At 74.4% G+C, this 15,102-nt stretch carries 15 protein-coding genes; 8 read left to right on the forward strand and 7 right to left on the reverse strand.

All coding sequences use genetic code 11. The features are described from left to right. The first annotated feature begins 93 nt into the window (after positions 1–93). A complete protein-coding gene (locus ACZ52R_RS00870) occupies positions 94–852 on the forward strand; it encodes a Clp protease N-terminal domain-containing protein (RefSeq protein ID WP_465622626.1) in 759 nt (252 codons plus the stop codon). 68 nt (positions 853–920) lie between these two features. Here the strand turns inward: ACZ52R_RS00870 and ACZ52R_RS00875 are convergent, their stop codons facing one another. The 6 genes from ACZ52R_RS00875 to ACZ52R_RS00900 form a co-directional block, all read right to left on the reverse strand. Further along, entirely contained in the window at positions 921–1,412 is a 492-nt protein-coding gene (locus ACZ52R_RS00875) for an NUDIX domain-containing protein (protein WP_465752379.1), read from the reverse strand. A 427-nt stretch (positions 1,413–1,839) separates the two neighbouring features. Further along, positions 1,840–2,907 (reverse strand): sigma-70 family RNA polymerase sigma factor, encoded by a 1,068-nt coding sequence (locus tag ACZ52R_RS00880; protein WP_465752381.1) that lies wholly within the window; start codon positions 2,905–2,907, stop codon positions 1,840–1,842. Between the two features lie 120 nt (positions 2,908–3,027). After that, on the reverse strand, positions 3,028–4,263 hold the full coding sequence (locus ACZ52R_RS00885) for a serine hydrolase domain-containing protein (protein ID WP_465752383.1): 1,236 nt from the start codon (positions 4,261–4,263) through the stop codon (positions 3,028–3,030). Between the two features lie 239 nt (positions 4,264–4,502). Further along, complete coding sequence (locus tag ACZ52R_RS00890) at positions 4,503–4,775, reverse strand: hypothetical protein (protein ID WP_360496119.1); 273 nt, start codon at positions 4,773–4,775, stop codon at positions 4,503–4,505. A 192-nt stretch (positions 4,776–4,967) separates the two neighbouring features. Further along, a complete protein-coding gene (locus ACZ52R_RS00895) occupies positions 4,968–5,234 on the reverse strand; it encodes a UBP-type zinc finger domain-containing protein (protein WP_360496122.1) in 267 nt (88 codons plus the stop codon). 125 nt (positions 5,235–5,359) lie between these two features. Continuing rightward, the gene (locus tag ACZ52R_RS00900; protein ID WP_465622633.1) at positions 5,360–6,244 is read right to left on the reverse strand and encodes a helix-turn-helix transcriptional regulator; all 885 of its coding nucleotides are present in this window, start codon (positions 6,242–6,244) and stop codon (positions 5,360–5,362) included. 257 nt (positions 6,245–6,501) lie between these two features. On the opposite strand from ACZ52R_RS00900, the gene ACZ52R_RS00905 reads away from it, so the two are divergent. Then, positions 6,502–7,263 carry an SDR family oxidoreductase gene (locus ACZ52R_RS00905; protein ID WP_465752385.1) on the forward strand — a complete coding sequence of 254 codons (762 nt, stop codon included), beginning with the start codon at positions 6,502–6,504 and terminating at the stop codon, positions 7,261–7,263. A 57-nt stretch (positions 7,264–7,320) separates the two neighbouring features. After that, entirely contained in the window at positions 7,321–10,065 is a 2,745-nt protein-coding gene (locus tag ACZ52R_RS00910) for a lysylphosphatidylglycerol synthase transmembrane domain-containing protein (RefSeq protein ID WP_465752387.1), read from the forward strand. 96 nt (positions 10,066–10,161) lie between these two features. Here ACZ52R_RS00910 and ACZ52R_RS00915 read toward each other — a convergent pair whose 3' ends face one another. Continuing rightward, positions 10,162–10,359 carry a hypothetical protein gene (locus ACZ52R_RS00915; protein ID WP_465622638.1) on the reverse strand — a complete coding sequence of 66 codons (198 nt, stop codon included), beginning with the start codon at positions 10,357–10,359 and terminating at the stop codon, positions 10,162–10,164. Positions 10,360–10,592: 233 nt separating this feature from the next. Here ACZ52R_RS00915 and ACZ52R_RS00920 point away from each other — a divergent pair, with 233 nt between their 5' ends. The 5 genes from ACZ52R_RS00920 to ACZ52R_RS00940 all read left to right on the forward strand — a co-directional run bounded on the left by ACZ52R_RS00920 (position 10,593) and on the right by ACZ52R_RS00940 (position 15,082). Next, the gene (locus tag ACZ52R_RS00920; RefSeq protein ID WP_360496136.1) at positions 10,593–11,060 is read left to right on the forward strand and encodes a carboxymuconolactone decarboxylase family protein; all 468 of its coding nucleotides are present in this window, start codon (positions 10,593–10,595) and stop codon (positions 11,058–11,060) included. A 163-nt stretch (positions 11,061–11,223) separates the two neighbouring features. Beyond that, positions 11,224–11,868, forward strand: coding sequence for a class I SAM-dependent methyltransferase (locus ACZ52R_RS00925; RefSeq protein ID WP_465752389.1), 645 nt, complete (start codon positions 11,224–11,226; stop codon positions 11,866–11,868). Continuing rightward, a complete protein-coding gene (locus ACZ52R_RS00930) occupies positions 11,865–12,452 on the forward strand; it encodes a TrmH family RNA methyltransferase (protein WP_465622642.1) in 588 nt (195 codons plus the stop codon). The genes ACZ52R_RS00925 and ACZ52R_RS00930 overlap by 4 nt, the downstream gene beginning before the upstream one ends. Positions 12,453–12,578: 126 nt before the next feature. After that, complete coding sequence (locus ACZ52R_RS00935; RefSeq protein ID WP_465752391.1) at positions 12,579–13,475, forward strand: ABC transporter ATP-binding protein; 897 nt, start codon at positions 12,579–12,581, stop codon at positions 13,473–13,475. Next, on the forward strand, positions 13,469–15,082 hold the full coding sequence (locus ACZ52R_RS00940) for an ABC transporter permease (RefSeq protein ID WP_465752393.1): 1,614 nt from the start codon (positions 13,469–13,471) through the stop codon (positions 15,080–15,082). Before ACZ52R_RS00935 ends, ACZ52R_RS00940 begins: the two co-directional genes overlap by 7 nt. The last annotated feature ends 20 nt before the right edge of the window (positions 15,083–15,102 follow it).

Below are 15,102 nucleotides of genomic sequence, written 5' to 3' on the forward strand. Positions count from 1 at the left end.
AGAAGCCGCCACGCAGGACGGGTCGCCGGAAGCCTTCACGGCAATCGTCAATCGATGGTTGACGATCCCGGGGCGACAACCTACGGTTGACGCATGGAGAATCCCGTTGTTCCCAACACCACTCCGTTGCGCCTCGACGACCTGATCGCCGCGATCAAGAAGGTCCACACCGACGCGCTCGACCAACTCTCCGACGCGGTCATCGCCGCCGACCACCTCGGCGAGCTCGCCGACCACCTGATCGGCCACTTCGTCGACCAGGCCCGGCGCTCCGGCGCCTCCTGGACCGACATCGGCCAGAGCATGGGCGTCAGCAAGCAGGCCGCCCAGAAGCGCTTCGTCCCCAGGGACCCGGCCACCCCGAACGACCTCGACCCCAGCCAGGGTTTCAGCCGGTTCACCCCCCGGGCCCGCAGCGTCGTGGTGGCCTCGCAGGAGGAGGCCCGGAAGGCGAGCAACGCCGAGATCACCACGGAGCACCTGCTGCTCGGCCTGCTCGCCGAGCCCGAGGGCATCGGTATGAAGGCGCTCGCCGCCCAGGGCGTCGCCCCGCAGGCCCTGCGGGAGGCGGCCACCGCCGCCCTGCCGGCCGCCGTCGACGAACTGCCCGCGCTGATCCCGTTCGACGCCCGGAGCAAGAAGGCGCTGGAGCTGACCTTCCGCGAGGCGCTCAAGCTCGGACACAACTACGTCGGCACCGAGCACCTCCTGCTCGCGCTGCTGGAGCAGGACAACGGCCAGGGCATCCTCACCGCGCTGAAGGTGGACAAGTCCGAGGCGGAGACCTTCGTCTCGGAGGCCATCGCCGCCATCATCGCCGCCCGGAACGCGGAGTCCGAGCAGCAGGGTTGAGGACCCGGCGCCGTGCCCCGGGCGGAACACCCGCCCGGGGCACGACACTTCCTGCTGGAACCCGGAGCCTAGAAGCCGGAGACGCGGGTGGTGACGATCCGGACCCGGCCGTCCTCCGCCGCCTCCAGCGCCGCCCGCAGCCGGGCCGATCGGGCCGGGCCGAGGAGCTCCAGCGCCTCCTCGAGCGGGGCCCAGCGGTGGTCGTCCAGCTCACCGGCCGGGACGGTCACGGGGGTGCCGTCCGGGACGGTGCCGAAGTCGAACATGAAGTGCTCGGCGGGGTGGTCGAGTTCGGCCGAGGGGTGGGTCCAGGAGATGGCCAGCAGCTCACCGGTCTCCCGGACGATGCCGGTCTCCTCCTCCAACTCCCGCTTGGCGCACTCGACCGGGCCCTCCCCGAGGTCGATCGTGCCCCCGGGGAACTGCCAGTGCTCGCGGTACCCGGCCTTCACGATCAGGATCCGGCCGGACTCGTCCCGCAGCAGGCCGCCCGCCCCCGCATAGATCCGGGGCAGGGACGCCAGCCATTCCTCGCGGGACTTCAAGGGCTCAGCCGTCACGGTGCTCCTCCTGGGGCAGGTGGGGTTCGACGGCCCCACTCTGCCACCAGGCTTCGTCCCCAGGCTTCGTCCCCGCACCTCGCTACCGCACCTCGCCACCGGACCTCGCCGACGAAACGTCGCCGCCGGACTTCGGAGCGGACCGATGAGTCGGCACCGTCATGCCGGTCCAATCCGTATGACCACCACCACCGGGACCACCGACGAGACCACACCGAGCACGACCGTGCTGACCTGCGACCTGCGCGCGCTGACCGCCCCCGACCTGGCCGTCGTCGACGCGCTCGCCCGGCTGCGCCTCGCCGCCGCCCGGTACGGGGTGGACGTGGTGCTGCTGAACGCGAGCGGCCCGCTGCGGGAACTGCTCGCGTTCAGCGGGCTCGCGGCACTGCTGCCGGGCGCGGCCGATCCACTCGACCTGTACGGGCTACTCGGCGTCGACCTCCCCGTCGCGGACATCCGGGCGGACATCCGGGCGGACGTCGACCGGTCCAGCGCCGACCGGCCCGACCCCGGCCTGCCCGGCATCCAGTCGGGGCGGCAGGCCGAACAGTGGGAAGAGCACATCGGTGTCCAGGAAGTTGGTGAACCCGGTGATCCGCCCCGCTGACACCTCCGGCACGATCAGCGCCCACGGCTCGTGCCCGCCCGCCGGGCTCGGCCGGTACTGGGCGAAGGCCGGCCCGCCGTTGGCCGTCACCGGGAGCAGCCGGGAGTCACGGCAGCCGTGCCCGGGGCCCAGCATCCAGGCCCGGATCTCGTCCTGCCCCTGCAGCCACATCGCGAACGGCGGCATGTTGAGCGTGACATCCTCGTGCAGCAGGGCGGCCAGGCCGTCCATGTCGTACGCCTCGAAGGCGCGGACGTAGCGGTCCAGCAGCGCGCGGTGGTCCTCGTCCAGCGCGGGGACCGGCCGGGCGGCCGAGGCGTCGGTGGCGAGCACCGCGCGGGCGCGCTGCAGCGCGCTGTTGACCGAGGCCACCGTGACGCCGAGGAGTTCGGCGACCTCGGCGGCCTTCCAGCCGAGCACCTCACGAAGGATCAGCACCGCCCGCTGCCGGGGCGCGAGCCGCTGCAGCACGGCCACGAAGGCCAGCTTCACCGATTCGCGCTGGGCGGCCACCTCGGCCGGGTCCCCCGTCTCGGGCAGCACCCGGCCGTCCGGGGCGGGGCCGATCCAGGTCACCTCGGGCAGCTGGGTGTCGTGCGCCGTGGCCACCGTGACCGGGCCCGCCAGGTCCATCGGACGGGCCCGGGCGTTGCGGCCGTTCAGCGCGTCCAGGCAGACGTTGGTGGCGATGCGGTACAGCCAGGAGCGCAGCGCGGCCCGGCCCTCGAAGCCCCGGTGCCCGCGCCAGGCCCGGACCATGGTCTCCTGCACCGCGTCCTCGGCCTCGAAGACGGAGCCGAGCATCCGGTAGCAGTAGCCGGTGAGTTCCGTCCGGTACCGCTCCAGCTGGAGCTCGACCGGCTCCTCCGTGATCACGTCGGCCATCGTGCGCCCCCGTCGTCCTGCCGTGCCCTGGTGAACGGGACGAACGTAGCGCAGGGCACCGACATTGATCCGCTCACGGCTCCGGCAGCCGGCCGTCGGCTCGCCGCTCCGACGGCCGACTCACTGCTTCCCGTACACCTGGCCGGAGCCGAAGCCGGTGGTCACCAGCTTCCACAGGGTGGGGAACTCCTCGCCGGAGATGCCGGTCGGGTTGAGCCCGACGATCACGGTGCGGGAGAGGTCGCGGGTGGCGAAGAAACCGCTGCTGTAGCCGGGCCGGGCACCGGTCTTGCCCCAGATCTCGGTGCCGTTCGGCAGCACGCTGCGCAGCATGCCGCCCGCGCTGAAGCAGGCGTGGCCGGCGGTCGGGCCGATCTCGCAGCTCTTGTTGTGGTCGTTCGGCACGTTCGGGACGGCGAACACCTCGGCCTGCTGGGCGGGCGGCAGCAGCCGGCCGCGGAAGAGGGCGTCGAAGAACCGCTCCAGGTCGGCGGCGGAGGAGATCATGCCGCCTTCGGCCCACGGGTACGGGCTCTGCTCGGTGACGTCCACCCGGTCGGTGGTGCCGTCGGCGGCGCGGACGTCCACGTAGCCGGAGGCGTGCGGACCGTGAACGGTCAGGTCGTCGGCGGCCGGGACGTAGGTGGCGTGCAGGCCGAGCGGGCCCGTGATGCGTCGGCGCACCTGGTCGGCGAAGGTGTCGCCGCTGACCTTCTCGATCACCATCCCGGCGACGAAGTAGTTGTTGCCGTTGTACTGCTGGGCGGTGCCGGGCACGAAGCTCATCGGCTGGGTGAGCATGTCGGCGACCACCTGCTCGGGGCTGAAGTAGTCCGCCTTGTGCGCGGCGAACCACGCCGTGCTGCCGTCCCCCGCGGTCATTCCGCCGCCGCCGGGCAGACCGCTGGTGTGGTCGAGCAACTGCCGTACGGTGACCGGCGGGTAGCCGGTCGGCAGCAGGCCGGGCAGGTAGTGCTGGACGGTGCCGTCCAGGTCGACCTTGCCCTCGGCGACGAGCTGGAGCATCACGGTCGCCGTGAACACCTTGGAGATGCTGCCGATCCGGAACCGGGCATTCGCCGGGACGTCCTCGCCCGAGGTGCCGCGCCACCGCGCGTCCGGGCCGCCCACCCGGACCAGCGCGCCGGTGATGTCGGCGGGCAGGGTGTCGAGGGTCTTCGCGAGCGATTCCCGGTCCAGTGGCCCCGGTTGGGCCGACGCGGAGGCGGAGCCAGCGCTGACGGACGGCGCCTCCGCAGCCAGGGCCGGGGCCGCAGCGCCGACCGTGACGGCGGCGAGCAGCGCACCGGCTGCCGCAAGGGTGGACCAACGAATGCTGCGCGTACGGGTGTTCATCCGGCTTCTCTCCAACGACGGCTCGCCCGGCGGGCGGTGGCTCTGACAGGAGAGAGTCTTCGGCGGGACACCCGGCTGCGGCATCCGGGAACTCCCCTGAACCGGCCCGGAGAAGGCCCCCGAGAAGACCCCCGAGGAGAGCCCTGATGAAAGCCCCCGAGGAAAGCCCCCGAGAGCACCCCTGGCCATGCGCCGGGGGCGGACACCCGCAGCTCGGTGCCCGCCCCCGGCCGGACGGTTCAGTGGGCGGAGTGCTTCTCCGCGCCGCGGTGCCGGTGGCCCTTGAGTTCGGCGTGCATCGCCGGAGCGGAGTGCGTGGCCGCGGCCGGCGTGTCGCGCCCGCCGTGGCGGAACGCCTCGCCGGTGCCGTACCCGGCGCCGGCGGAAGACACCGCGCCGGTGCGCAGCTTCGGCCCGATCCGGGCGGGTGGGCTCGCCATGCCGCGGCGTTCCAGCAGTTCCTGGGTGCCCTGGCGGAGCTGGGCGGTGCTGCCCGGTGTTCGCTTGGTCATCGTGGGCCTCCCTTCGGCGGTCCACCGGCCGGACGGGCGTCGGCCGGAGGGGCCGCACGGGCTTTATGTCCGGATTTTATCCGTCGTGCGCGCCCACGCCACCGGGGAGAGCGGGGAGAACCGCGAGACCCGGGAGACCGGGGAGACCGGGGAGACCGGGGAGACCGGGGAGACCGGTTGCGAACGCCCGTCTCAGCCCATGACCTCGTGGACGAAGCACCAGCGCCAGTCCTCCCCCGGCTCGTACGAGCGGATCACCGGGTGGGAGGTGTTGTGGAAGTGCGCGGTGGCGTGCCGCTGCGGCGAGAAGTCGCAGCAGCCGATGTGGCCGCAGTCCAGGCAGATCCGCAGGTGCACCCAGTCCCGGCGCCCCTGCGCCAGGCAGTCGGCGCAGCCGTTGGTGGGAGGAACGGGCTCGATGTCCTGAGGGGCCAGAGCGAGGTCTTCGCAGGCACTCATGAGTGCAGGCTAAGCCGCCCCGGGCCGTCCCGCCCGCTCAGAACTCCCCGGACGGCCCGCTCAGGACGACCCGGCCCGACCCGCCCCGGACGGCCCGCTCGGCCTGCCCGGGACGCCTCCGGCGCTCAGGAGACGCCGGACGCCTCGGACTCCGCCCCCGGCGCCGTCCAACTCGCCAGCAGCGCCAGCTTCTGGGCGGTCGGCGAGCCCACCGGGGCGGTGTAGACGACCAGCAGTTGGTCCGGCGAGCCGTTGACGCCCAGGGTCTCGTAGCCGAACTCCAGGTCGCCGACCAGCGGGTGCCGGACCAGCTTGACGCCGTGGGTCTTCTCCCGGACCAGGTGGTCCGCCCAGAGCCGGCCGAACTCCTCGCTGCGCACCGACAGTTCACCCACCAGGGCGCTCAGCTCCGGGTCCTCCGGGTGCAGTCCGGCGTCCCGGCGCAGGTAGGAGACGGTCTCCGCGGCGACCGCGTCCCACTGCCGGTAGTAGTCCCGGGCCGCCGGGTCGAGGAAGCCGTGCCGGGCCTGGTTGGGCGGGCCGTCCGGGCCGCCGTCCGTACGCGTGGAGAAGCCGTTCACCGCGTCGCCCAGCGCGTTCCAGGCCAGGACGTCCATCCGGCGGCCCAGGACGAAGGCCGGCACCTCGGTCATCAGGTCCAGCAGCAGCCTGGTCCCCGGGCGGACCTGCTGCCGGGCCTGTCCCCGCGCGGCACCGGCGGCGGCACCGGCCGGGGCCTTGGGCGGACGGGCGAGCGAGCGCAGGTGTGCCGTCTCCACCTCGTCCAGCCGCAACACGCGGGCCACCGCGTCCAGCACCGCGTCCGAGGCGCTGCCGCCCCGGCCCTGCTCCAGCCGGACGTAGTAGTCGACGCTGACGCCCGCGAGCTGCGCCACCTCCTCCCGGCGCAGCCCCTGCACCCGGCGGCGGCCGTGCGAGGGCAGGCCCACCTCCTCCGGCAGGATCCGGGCCCGGCGCGTGCGGAGGAAGTCCCCCAGGGTGTTCTCCATGCCTGGCAGGTTAGCCGCGAGCGGCCGCGCGAGGGTGGTACTGCCGTACCCAGGAAAGGCCGTCCCGGGAAGGGGGTTCCCAGGACGGCGGTACCCGGGAAAGGCACAGCCCTGGGTCGGCGGCGGCGGTCCGCGCAGAGTGGTCGACGTCAGCCCGACCACCGCCGGAAACCCCGGAACCCCCGGACCCTCTGGCCCCCGGAACACCGGAACCTCTGGACCCGGACCCCGGAACCTGGACCCCCCTGGAGCCCCCGATGAGCCTCGCCTCCCTCGCCACCCGCACCGCCGTCGTCACCGGAGCCGCCAGCGGCATGGGCGCCGCCACCGCCCGGACGCTCGCCGCCCAGGGCGCCCGGGTCGCCCTGCTCGCCCGGCGCACCGATCGGCTGGACGCGCTCGCCGCCGAGATCGCCGCCGCCGGCGGGCAGGCGCTCGCCGTCACCGCCGACCTCACCGACCAGGCCTCCGTGGACGCCGCCGCGAAGGCCGTCCACGACACCTACGGGCAGGTCGACCTGGTCGTCAACAATGCCGGGGTGATGCTGCCCAACCCGCTCGTCGACGGCCGGATCGACGAGTGGACCCGCATGGTCGACACCAACCTCACCGGCGCGCTGCGGATCGTCCGCGCCTTCACCGCCGACCTCACCGCGGCCGCCGCCGAGGGCCGCACCGCCGACCTGGTCAACGTCTCCTCGATCGCCTCACACGTGGTCTTCCCCGACTACGCCGTGTACGGCGCCACCAAGGCCGCGCTCACCCAGCTGTCCGCCGCCCTGCGCAGCGAGCTGGGCCCGCGCGACGTCCGGGTCAGCGCGATCGAGCCCGGCCTGACCGACACCGAACTCGGCGGGCACATCGACAACCCGGCCCTGCGCGAACAGCTCGGCGGCATGTTCGACGTCATCCCGGCGCTCGCGGCCGAGGACATCGCCGACCTCATCGCGTACACCGTCAGCCGCCCCCGGCACGTCAACCTGCGCCACCTGGTCGTGCTGCCGACCCGGCAGGCGTGACCGGCCCGCCCGGCGTCCACGCTCCGCACGCACGGGTGGCATGGGAGCATGCCACCCGTGGCGATCGTGACGGGGAGAACGAACGGCGACACCGACGGGGGCGACACCGGCGGTGTGCCCGCGCAACTGGCGGGTGACGCGGGCGATGCGGGTGACGCGGGCGACGCGGGGGTGCCGGACGGTGGTGCAGCAGGCAGCGGCACAACGGGCAGCGGCGGTGCGACGGACACCAGTAGAGCGGGCAGCAGGGTCACCGGGATCCCCGGGCAGGCCGGACCCGGCCGGTTCCCGGCCCGCCCGGTGCCCGCCACCGGCCGGCTCCGGCAGCCCGTCGCCCTGATCCGGTTGCTCGGCGGCCTGTTCGCCATCGCCCTCACCCTGCTGCTCGCCGACTACGCCCGCGCCACCACCGGCGGCATCGCCGCCGACGTGGCCGAGGCCGCCGCCCTGGTGCCGCGGCCGCTGGCGAGCCTGGCGGGCGGGCTCACCACTGCCGCCGTCCTGCTGCTGCCGGTCGGCCTCGCCGTGCGCCGCCTGCTCGGCCCCGACCGGCGGCGCGCCCTCCAGCAGGTCTCCGACGGGCTGCTCGCCGCCGTCCTCGCGTACGGCGCCACCCTCGGCGTGGACCTGTGGGCGGACGGCCTCGCTCCGCACTCGCTGCTCACCGCGCTCAGCCAGCCGCTGCCCGGCGACGTCCTCGGGCACACCGAACCGGTGTACGGCTACCTCGCCCCGGTCCTCGCCTTCATGACCGCCTCCGGCAGCCGCGAACGCCGCCTGCCCTGGACCGTCCTCGCCCTCTCCGGCCTCGCCGGACTGGCCGGCGGCTTCGCCACCCCCACCGCGCTGCTGCTCGGCCTGCTGATCGGCTGGACCGGCGCCCACGGCACCCTCTACACGGTCGGTACCCCCGACCCCTGCCCCCGGCCCGGCGAGATCCTGCGCGCCCTGCGCGAGAGCGGCCTGCGCCCGGTCGAAGCCCACCCGACCGGGCCCGACCGCTACCGGGTCCGACAGGCCGACGACCGCCCCGACCTCGACGTCCAGCTCCTCGACCGGCAGGCCGTCACCGCCGCCGCCGTCCAGCGCGCATGGCGCCGGCTGCGCCTGCGCACCGCCCCCGACCCGCGGGTCCTGCGCTCCCCGCGCACCGGCCTGGAACACGAGGCCCTGGTGACGTACGCGGCCCTGGCCGCCGGCGTCCGCACCCGCAGCATCGCCGCCACCGCCGGTGTCGGCCACGACACCGCCCTCCTCGCGTACGAGCGGCTGGCCGGCCGCACCCTGGACCAGCTCGCCGACGAGGAGATCACCGACGAGCTGCTCACCGACGCCTGGGGCCAGCTCGCCCTCCTCCAGCGCCGCGAGATCGCCCACCGCGCCCTCGTCCCCTCCTCGCTCCTGGTCGACGGCTCGGGCGCGGTGCACCTGGTCGACTTCGCCGACGGTGACATCGCCGCCACCGAACTCGTCCTGCGCTGCGACATCGCCCAGCTCCTCACCACCCTCGCCCTGCGCACCGGCGCCGCCCGCTCCGTCCGCACCGCCACCGCCGTCCTCGGCCGCGACCCCATCGGCGCCGCTCTCCCCCTCCTCCAACCGATCGCCCTCACCCACACCACCCGCCGCGCCCTCAAACGCCACGCGAAACCCACCGGCACGGCCCCGGCCCGGCCGGAACCGTCGCCCGCCGCCACCCCGGCCGCCTCGGCTGGCACCGCCCCAGGCGCAGGCACCGGCACCAGCACCAGCACCGCCGACGGGGCGCAGACCCAGAACGCCCCCGTTCCCGGTGGGCTGCTGGAGGAGATCCGGGCTGAGGTGCTGCGGGCGCGACCGCAGGTGGTGGGGCGGCCGGTGCGGTTGGAGCGGTTGCGGCCGCGGACGATGCTGGCCGTCGTGGGCGGGGTGGTGGCCGGGTGGCTGCTGATCCCGCAGCTGTTCGCGGCGGAGGACAACCCGGTCTCCGCCCTGGCGGACGCCGATCCGTGGTGGCTGCTGCTGGCGCTGGTCGCGGCGGCGACGAGCCACGTCACGGCGGCGATGGGGTTCGTCGGCTTCGTGCCGGAGCGGCTGGACTTCCGCAACGCGGTGCTGGCGCAGGTGGCCGGGTCGTTCGTGAAGCTGGTGTCGCCCGGCGGGGTCGGCGGGGTCGCGCTGAACACCCGCCTGCTGCAGCAGGCGGGGATCCCGACGGCGCAGGCACTGTCCAGCGTCGGTGTGGGGACGATGATCGGACTGGTGCTGCACCTGCTGCAGCTGGGGGCCTTCGTCTACCTGCTGGACCTGCAGCCGGGCGGCTCCGAGCTGGACGCGCTGCCCGCGGTGGTCGGCGGGCTGGCGGGGGCGGCGGCGCTGCTGGCGTTGGTGTCGGCCATCCCGGTGGCCCGGCGGTGGCTGGCGGCGCGGCTGCGGCCGTTGACGACCGAGGTGGTGCCGCGGCTGCTGGACCTGCTGCGCAGTCCGACCCGGCTGGCGGTCGGGGTGACCGGGCAGCTGCTGGTGTCGATCTGCCTGATCTCCTGCCTGTACTGCTGTACCCGGGCGATCGGCCGGGAGCCGTCCTTCGCCTCGGTCGCGGTGGTGTTCCTGGTGGGCAACGCGGCGGGCAGCGCGGCGCCGACCCCGGGCGGGGCCGGCGCGGTGGACGGGGCACTGATCACGCTGCTGCAGCAGACCGCGTCGATGGAGAAGGGCGGCGCGCTGGCGGCGGTGGCGCTGTACCGGCTGCTGACGCTGATCCTGCCGGTGCTGCCGGGCTGGGCGGCGCTGGCCTGGCTGCAACGCCGCCGCGCGCTCTAGGGTCCGCCACACGCCGTAGGGCCGCCGCTCGGGAACAGCCCGGCACGCGGGGCCCGCTCGGGTTCAGCCCGACCCCGCGCGGCCCGCTCGGGACGGCTACTCCCGGTACTCGTCCTCGTCGAGCTGGACCACCCGGGTCTGCTCCGCGACGTCCGCGACGTCGGTGGCCGGGTCGGCGCCGAGGGCGCGGCGCTCGGCGACCTCGTCGTACTCGTCGACGTCGGGCGCCTCCTCGTCGGGCTCGACGGTCTCGGCGGTCTCGTCGATCAGGTAGTCCTCGTGATCCTGCGGCATGGCATCGTCCTCACTGTTCGGAGGCTCCCACGGGCCCGGGTGGCGGTACTGGCAGTATCCGCCGCCCGGTGCCCGGACGCGAAGCGCCGAGCCCGCCCGGGCGTGTTGCCGCAAGCGCCGTGCCGCCTCCGTGCCGCCTCCGTGCCGCCCGGCCGAACCCCTCGCATTGACCCACGAATCACGCTGCCGAATGACCCAAGAGAAGGGTGCATTCCGAGCCTAGGGTCGTAGCCATGACGACGAACGAGCTCACCGAAGCCCCCGCCCGCCTCGACTACGCCCGCACCGTCCCGAAGGTGTTCCGGGCGATGATCGCCCTGGACGCCGCCGCCCGCGAGGGCCTGGACCCGGCGCTGGTCGAGCTCGTCCAGATGCGCACCTCGCAGCTGAACGGCTGCGCGTACTGCCTGGACATGCACACCAAGGACGCCCGCAAGGCCGGCGAGAGCGACGAGCGGATCTACCTGCTGCCGGTCTGGCCGGAGGCCCCGGCCGGGGTGTACAGCGAGCGCGAGCGGGCCGCCCTGGCACTCGCGGAGGAGATCGCGCGGATCGGCGGCGGGGTCTCGGACGCGGTGTACGCCCGGGCGGCCGCGCACTTCGCGGAGGCCGAGCTGGCGCAGCTGATCTCGGTCTGCTTCACCATCAACGCCTGGAACCGCATCAACGTGGCCACCCGCAAGTCCCCCGGCGCCGCCTGACCGGGCCACCTGCCGGACCGCCGCGCGGGGCACCGTACGCAGCACCGCCCGGTGGCCCGCGCGGAACGCCGCCCAGGCCACCGGGGGTACGATCGGTGCCGTACAAAGGGCTTACCCACACCCACCCGGTGGCCCCGAGGCCCACACGAACGACGGGGAAATCATGTCCGGCTCGCACTACTTCAGCGGTGCACCCGAGGTCACCAGCGACCGTCGGCCGATCACGGTCTCCCTGCCGGACCTGACCCTGGAACTGACCACCGACACCGGGGTGTTCTCCCGCGAGCGGCTCGACCCGGGCACCCGGATCCTGCTGGAGCACGCCCCGCAGCCGCGGGTGCGCGGCCCGATCCTGGACGTCGGCTGCGGCTACGGCCCGATCGCGCTCACCTGGGCGACCCGGCGCAAGCGCCTGCCGGTCTGGGGGGTGGACGTCAACGAGCGCGCCCTGGAGCTGGTGCGGCTCAACGCCGAGGCGCTGGGGCTGGGCAACGTCCAGGCCGCGCTGCCGGACGACGTCCCGGAGGACCTCCGGTTCGCGACGATCTACTCCAACCCGCCGATCCGGATCGGCAAGGCGGCACTGCGCCGCCTGCTGACGCACTGGCTCGGCCGGCTGACCCCGGACGGCTCGGCGTTCCTCGTGGTGCAGAAGCACCTGGGCTCGGACTCGCTGCAGAAGTGGCTGAACGACCAGGGCTACCCGACGACCCGGGTCGCGTCGGTCAACGGGTTCCGGATTCTGGAAGCGCGGCCCCGTCCCGAGGTGGGCGAGGGCTCCGAGAATGGACGAGGTACGACGTCGTGAAGCAGCTCCGCGGGACCGAACTGAAGCGTCTGCACCGCTCGTGGCGGCGCAGCAACGAGTTCCGGCTCGCGATGATCCTGGAGAACCTGCAGTCGCCGTTCAACGTCGGCTCGGTGGTCCGGACCGGTGCGGCGATGGGCGCCGAGAAGCTGTACCTGGTCGGGGACACCCCGTCGGTGCGCTCGTCCGGCGCGCAGAAGGCCGCGATGGGCACCGACAAGTACCTGAAGGTGGAGCACTTCCCGACCATCGCCGAGGCGGTGGCGGCGGCGAAGGCGGACGGCTTCAAGGTGGTCGGCCTGGAGCTGGCGGACGAGGCGGTGCCGATGTTCGCCGCCGAGCTGACCCCGGCGGTGGCCTTCGTGCTCGGGCACGAGGACCGCGGGATCACGCCGGACGCGCTGGAGCTCTGCGACCAGGTGGTGTTCGTGCCGCAGCTGGGCCGGGTCGGTTCGCTGAACGTGTCGGCGGCCGCGACGGTGGCCTGCTACGAGGCGCGCCGGCAGGGGTACACGATCAGCGGCACCCCGGACGGCGACCTCGGCGGTGACTTCGGGGGCGACCTCGGGGGCGACGAGGACTGAAGCGTGTGAACGGCGGGAGGGGTGTGCCGAAAGGCCCACCCCTCCCGGCGTTTCCGCCCGGAAACCCCGCACATCTCTGCCGAACGGCAGATGTGCGAACGGCCTCCGCCCGGAAGCATTCCGTGCGTGACCGAACTCCGGATCCTCGACCTGACCAAGGAGTACCGCGGCGGCAAGCGCGCGGTGGACTCCTTCACTCTGACGCTGCGGCCCGGCGTGCTCGGCCTGCTCGGCGCCAACGGCGCCGGCAAGTCGAGCCTGATGCGCATCCTGGCCACGGTCACCCGGCCCACCTCGGGCCGGGTGCTCTGGGAGGGCGAGGACATCGCCCGCCGCCCCGGGCCGCTGCGCCGTGCCGTCGGGTACCTCCCGCAGGACTTCGGCGTCTACCCGCAGCTCACCGCGCGCGAGTTCCTCGGCTACCTGGCCGCCGCCAAGGGGATGCGGCGGCGCCCCGCGAAGGCCCGGATCGACGAACTGCTCGAGCTGGTCAACCTGTCGGGCGCGGCCGGGCAGCGGCTCGGCGCGATGTCCGGCGGGATGCGCCAGCGGGTCGGCATCGCCCAGGCACTGCTCAACGACCCGGCGCTGCTGATCGTGGACGAGCCGACGGTCGGGCTGGATCCGGAGGAGCGGCTGCGCTTCGGCAGCCTGCTGAGCGGGCTCGGCGCCGACCGGATCGTCGTGCTGTCCACCCACATCGTCCCGGACGTGGCCGCCACCGCCGACCGGATCGCCGTCATGGGGCACGGCCGGCTGCTGCACCACGGCACCCCGGAGGAGTTGCTCCGCCGCGCCGAGGGCTCCGTCTGGGAGTTGACCGTCGGGGCCGAGCAACTCCCCTCGCTGCGTTCGCGGTTCCTGCTCGGCGGCACCACCCGCACCCCGCAGGGCGTCCGGGCGCGGGTGCTGTCCGGGGCCCGGCCCGCACCGGAGGCTCAGCCCGTCACGCCCCGGCTGGACGACGCGTACCTGCTGCTCACCGCCGCCCCGGCCGCGGCCGAGGAGGTGGCGGCATGGTGACGCGCGTCGGGGCGCTGGCCCTGGCCGACTTCCGGGAGCGCCGACGGCGGCCCGGCTACCTGGTCGTGCTGCTGGGCACGCTCGCCCTCGGGCTGCTGGCCGCGCCGGTCGGCGACTCCCGCTGGGAGGTGTTCCAGGTGACCGATCTGCACGGCCGCTACACCAGCGGCTACGTGGGGACGGTGACGGCGCTCGGCGGCGCGGTCTGGCTGTCGCTGGCGGGCTTCGGCATCGTGCGCGGGGCGATCCCCCGGGACGAGCAGAGCGGTGTCGGCCGGCTGCTCGCCGCCACGCCGATGAGCCGGATCGCCTATCTGGCCGGCAAGTTCGGCAGCAACCTGCTGCTGTTCGGCTCGATGCTGCTCGCCCTGGCCGGAACGGCGCTCGGGGTGCAGCTGCTCAAGGGCGACGCGGACCACGTGGACGTGGTGCGGCTGCTGCTGCCGTACGTCCTGATCACGCTGCCGCTGCTGGCGGCGGTGGCCGGGTGCGCGGTGCTCTTCGACACCGTGCCCGGGCTGTGCGGCGGGCTGGGGGCCGCGGTCTGGTGCGCGGTCTGGCTGGTGCTCGTCCTGGGCGCGCAGACGAGCAGCGGGCTGGATCTGCTGGGCATGCGGCGGATCACCGCGTCGATCCGGGAGGTGCTCGCGGCGGGCGGACGGCCGGTTGACGGCGTGGAGTTCGGGGTCGGGCTGACGGCGGACGACCGGGTGCTCGGCACCTTCGACTGGCCCGGTCTGGGGCCGGGCGAGGCGGGCGGACCGGCCGCGACGGGGCTCCTGCTGGCGGCGGTGGCCGTCGGGCTCGCGCTGCTCGGGGCGCTCTGGTTCCGCCGCTTCGACGGGGCGCAGGCACGCCCGGGTACGACGACGCTCCGCCCGGGCGCGACGGGGGTGCGCCCGGGCGGGTGGGGCCGTGGGGCCGCCCCACAGGACGGCGCGGCGGGCGCGGATCCGGAGGCCGGCCCCGCCGCCTTCGCACTGGATCCGGCCCGACTGACCCCGGCCCACCGGGGCGGCACGGTGCTCGCCGCGCTCGCCGGTGAACTGCGGATCCTGGCGCAGGGGCAGCGGTGGTGGTGGGCCGGGGCCGCGGTGATCGCGCCGGTGGCGCTGAGCGTCGCACCGGACGGGCCCAGCCACGCGATGCTGCCGTTCGCGATGCTCTGGCCGATGCTCCTCTGGTCCCGGATGGGCCACCGGGCGGGCGGCGGCAGCATCGAGGAACTGCTCGGCGCCTGCCCGTCCCCGCTGCGCCGCGGGCTGGCCGCCCTGCTCGCCGGGATCGTCCCGGCGCTGGCGGTGGCGGCCGGGCCGGTGGTCCGGCTGCTCGGCGCCGGGGAGTCCCGGGCCGCCGCGGGCGCCCTGGCCGGGGCGCTGCTGATCCCCTCCTTGGCGATGCTCTGCGGCACCGTCACCCGCGGCCCCCGGCTGTTCCAGACCCTCTACCCGCTGCTCTGGTACGCGATGGTCAACCACGTCGGCGGGCTGGACCTCCTCGGCGTCTCCGGGGGCCGCGCCCCGGCCCCGGCGGCGGTCGCCGGCCTCGCCGCCGCACTGGCCCTGGGCGCGCTCACCGTCGACGCGATACGCCACGCCACCCGCTAGCCGACGGGTCGAGAGCCGGT

The organism is Kitasatospora sp. NPDC034023 (assembly GCF_055575795.1).

Bases quoted from the DNA above. Each gene is read 5' to 3' on its own strand.
- ACZ52R_RS00870 (WP_465622626.1), top strand. From the start codon at position 94: ATGGAGAATCCCGTTGTTCCCAACACCACTCCGTTGCGCCTCGACGAC.
- ACZ52R_RS00880 (WP_465752381.1), bottom strand. From the start codon at position 2,907: ATGGCCGACGTGATCACGGAGGAGCCGGTCGAGCTCCAGCTGGAGCGG.
- ACZ52R_RS00885 (WP_465752383.1), bottom strand. From the start codon at position 4,263: ATGAACACCCGTACGCGCAGCATTCGTTGGTCCACCCTTGCGGCAGCC.
- ACZ52R_RS00890 (WP_360496119.1), bottom strand. From the start codon at position 4,775: ATGACCAAGCGAACACCGGGCAGCACCGCCCAGCTCCGCCAGGGCACC.
- ACZ52R_RS00895 (WP_360496122.1), bottom strand. From the start codon at position 5,234: ATGAGTGCCTGCGAAGACCTCGCTCTGGCCCCTCAGGACATCGAGCCC.
- ACZ52R_RS00900 (WP_465622633.1), bottom strand. From the start codon at position 6,244: ATGGAGAACACCCTGGGGGACTTCCTCCGCACGCGCCGGGCCCGGATC.
- ACZ52R_RS00905 (WP_465752385.1), top strand. From the start codon at position 6,502: ATGAGCCTCGCCTCCCTCGCCACCCGCACCGCCGTCGTCACCGGAGCC.
- ACZ52R_RS00915 (WP_465622638.1), bottom strand. From the start codon at position 10,359: ATGCCGCAGGATCACGAGGACTACCTGATCGACGAGACCGCCGAGACC.
- ACZ52R_RS00920 (WP_360496136.1), top strand. From the start codon at position 10,593: ATGACGACGAACGAGCTCACCGAAGCCCCCGCCCGCCTCGACTACGCC.
- ACZ52R_RS00925 (WP_465752389.1), top strand. From the start codon at position 11,224: ATGTCCGGCTCGCACTACTTCAGCGGTGCACCCGAGGTCACCAGCGAC.
- ACZ52R_RS00940 (WP_465752393.1), top strand. From the start codon at position 13,469: ATGGTGACGCGCGTCGGGGCGCTGGCCCTGGCCGACTTCCGGGAGCGC.